This is a genomic window from Streptomyces sp. NPDC056503 (assembly GCF_042794995.1).
GTDB lineage: Bacteria > Actinomycetota > Actinomycetes > Streptomycetales > Streptomycetaceae > Streptomyces.
Genome location: NZ_JBHTST010000224.1, coordinates 1 through 3,301 on the forward strand (window position 1 = coordinate 1; position 3,301 = coordinate 3,301).

Annotated in this window: 2 protein-coding genes; one reads left to right on the forward strand and one right to left on the reverse strand. The window is 74.2% G+C overall.

Features of this window, described 5'->3' with window-relative positions; all coding sequences use genetic code 11:
• Positions 1 to 81 precede the first annotated feature (81 nt).
• Complete coding sequence (locus ACFQ8C_RS35945; protein WP_383466020.1) at positions 82 to 1,659, forward strand: N-acetylmuramoyl-L-alanine amidase; 1,578 nt, start codon at positions 82 to 84, stop codon at positions 1,657 to 1,659.
• Between the two features lie 492 nt (positions 1,660 to 2,151).
• Here the strand turns inward: ACFQ8C_RS35945 and ACFQ8C_RS35950 are convergent, their stop codons facing one another.
• Complete coding sequence (locus ACFQ8C_RS35950) at positions 2,152 to 3,141, reverse strand: ArsR/SmtB family transcription factor (protein ID WP_383466022.1); 990 nt, start codon at positions 3,139 to 3,141, stop codon at positions 2,152 to 2,154.
• Between the last annotated feature and the right edge of the window lie 160 nt (positions 3,142 to 3,301).

Consider the following 3,301-nt stretch of genomic DNA (forward strand, 5'->3'; position numbering starts at 1 on the left):
GCCGCGCCACCGGTGCGGCGTGCGGGAGCCCAGCCGGCGTCGACGGTTCCCTCGCTTCAGAACTCTTACCAAGGAGGTTTCATGAGGCACCATTCGGTATCGAAGAGGCGCATCCCGGTGGTTCTCGCCGCGGTCGTCGGCCTCGCTGTGACGGCTACGGCTACGGCTACGGCTACGGCTACGGCTACGGCGCCTGCCGCGCAGGCGCGGCCCGCGCCCCCCGTCCCCGGGGGGGGCCCCCGCCCCCCCCCCCCCGCCGCTGAGTTCGACGTCCCGAGGGACGTGCTCGTGGCCGTCGGGTACGGCGAGAGCCGGCTCGACGGACACGACGGACGGCCCAGCCAGGCCCGCGGCTACGGCGTGATGCACCTCGTCGACAACCCGGGGCAGCAGACCCTGCGTGAGGCGTCGAGGCTCACCGGCGTCCCCGTCGAGACCCTGCGCCGGGACACCGCCGCCAACGTCCGCGGCGGCGCCGCCGTCCTGCGCGCCCGCGCCGACGCGGCCGGGCTCACGGACGCCGAACGCGACCGTCCCGCCGCCTGGTACGAGGCGGTGGCGCGCTACGGAGGCTCCACCGACGACCGCGCCGCCCGCTTCTACGCCGACGGCGTCTACGACCTCCTCGTCCAGGGCGTCGACGCCCGCGCCGAGGACGGCTCCACCATCACCGTCCGGCCCACGGCGGTCGAGCCCGACCGCGGCGCCTACGCCGACGCCGCCCCGCTGGTCGCCGCGCCCGACTACCCGTCCGCGCTCTGGGTCCCGGCCGTCGCCGGCAACTACGCGGTGGGGCGCACCTCCGCGATCACGGCCGTCGTGGTGCACGTCACCCAGGGCTCGTACGCAGGTGCCATCAACTGGTTCCAGAACCCCGCGGCCCAGGTCAGCGCGCACTACGTCATCCGTTCCTCGGACGGTCAGGTGACGCAGACGGTCCGCGAGAAGGACACCGCCTGGCACGCCCGGTCCGGCAACCCGTACTCCGTCGGCATCGAACACGAGGGCTGGGTCGACCAGCCTTCCTGGTTCACCGACGCGATGTACCGCTCCTCCGCGGCGCTCACCCGCTCGATCGCCGACCGCTACGGCATCCCCAAGGACCGGGCGCACATCCTCGGCCATGTGGAAATACCGGGCAACGATCACTCCGACCCCGGGCCGTACTGGGACTGGAACCGCTACATGCAGCTGGTGGGCGGCAGCACGACGTCCCCGGTGCAGCTCGGCTTCTCCTCGTACGCCACCCTGGGCACCGGGTCGACGGGCGACCAGGTGAAGGCCGCCCAGTGGCTGCTGAACGCGCAGGGGTTCGACGCCGGTGCGGTGGACGGTGACTTCGGCGGCATGACGGCCGCGGCGGTCCGCGCGTTCCAGACGGCGAAGGGGCTCGACGCGAACGCCGTGGTCGGCGCGAGGACCTGGACCGCGCTGCTCTCGGCCGGCGCCCGGCCCGTGCTGAAGCAGGGTTCCACCGGAGAGGCCGTCCAGCGCCTCCAGCGCGCGCTGACGGCTGCCCTGGCCCACACGGTCTCGGCCGACGGCATCTTCGGCCCGGGCACCGCCCAGGCGGTTCGCGACTACCAGTCCACCCGTGCTCTCACCGTCGACTCCGAGGTGGGCCCTGTGACCTGGGGCGCCCTCCAGGCCGGCCGCTGAGGCCCACGGGCGGCACGGTCGGTCCCGGTCCCGGTCCCGGTCCCGGCAGGAGCACGCCGCTCCTGTCGGGGCACGGCGCTCGGGCCGAGGTCGTTTGCTCCGCCTGCCGTGAACCACTGCGCCACCAGGACGTCGCGGCGCGGACCGGCCCCGGCTGCCCCGGCTGCCCGGCAAGGCTCCCCGACAGCTCCGACAGCTCCGACAGCTCCGACAGCTCCGACGGCCCGACGTGCGGGCGCGCTTCGCCGTGGAGGGCACTCCGAAGGAGTCGCCAACACGTGAACCCGCGCTCCGCCGAAACGGGAGCAGCCCCGTCCTACTCCGAAGGGCCGCTCCTCACGCACCGAGACCCCGCTCAAAGGCGATCCTCCTGCGCGGACAAGCGGGGTCCGGACGCGGACGTTCTCGTAGTCGACCGGGTTGTGCGAGCCCGCCCCCGATCTTCCGGCACGTGTTCCCCGAGGGGGCGGACGCCGTGCCATCCGCGCCCTCTCAGTTCAGTGCGCCGCCGAGGAGCGCCTCGCCCAGCCGGGTCCTGTGGTGGAGTACGTGCAGGCCTTGACGGTGCGACAGCAGCAATCCCGCCTCGCGGAGCACCGAGGCGTGCCGGCTCGCCGTGGAGGGGGCCAGCCGCAGTGCGGCGGCGAGGTCGGTGGTGGTCATGGGGCGGTCCAGCATCCGTAGCAGTTCGGCGCGCGAGGAGCCGATGAGCTGCGCCGTCGGCCCGGCCGGGGCGCCGCGACGGCGCTCCAGCCAGCCGGGGGCCGGCGTGAGCGGATGGACGAGGACGGGCGGCAGCGACTCGTTCACCAGGGCCAGCGGCGCGCGTACGCAGAAGAAGGCCGGCACCAGGGTCAGTGCCCTGCCGCGCAGCACCAGCGCGCGGTCCACGGGGTACGGGGCGGACAGGCGGCCTTGCCGGTACTCCCAGCCGGGCAGGTCGTCGTAGCCCGTGAGCATGCCCTCGGCGCCGTGGGCGAGTGTCGCCGCGGCCCGCAGTGCCCGGTCGGACGCCGCCTGGGCCCGGATCGCGGAGAGGTAGGGCTCGACGGCCACGCGGTAATAGGCGCGCAGCGAGTCGCCGAGCCGGCGCAGTGCCTGCGGGCAGCCGTCGGCAAGCAGTCGCACGTCCGGCGGGACGGGTCCCCGGGTGTGGGCGTGGAGGCGGGTCAGTTCGGCGAGCAGCCGCCGTCGGGGGGTGGCGAGCAGCCGGTCGAGGCCGGTCTCGATGTCCGCGTCGCCGCGTCCGGGCGTCAGGAAGTCGGGGAAGTAGGCGCCGTCGGGGCACAGCCGTGTCAGGTCGCGCGTGGCCGTCAGCAGCCCGGCCCGTCGCAGTGCGGTGACCACCTCTCGGCGCCAGGGTCCGAAGGTGAGGGGGGCGGCCCGGTTCTGGAGCAGATGAAGACTGAGCGCGGTCTCCCAGAGCGGGTCCACGTCGGCGGCGACGCGCAGCCGGACCAGTTCCTGGCTGGTGAAGTTCACCCGCAGCACTGTGCACCCCCGGTGGTCGGGGACGCCTGACGGCGCCGCCCCAGCGGCAGTCTATGCGCGTTGCGTGATTGGCGGGGCCATGACATGAAATCGCCGCCGAGCGTACACCGACGGGGCTGTCCGGGCTTGTGCCCGGGGAGCCCCCCCCCCC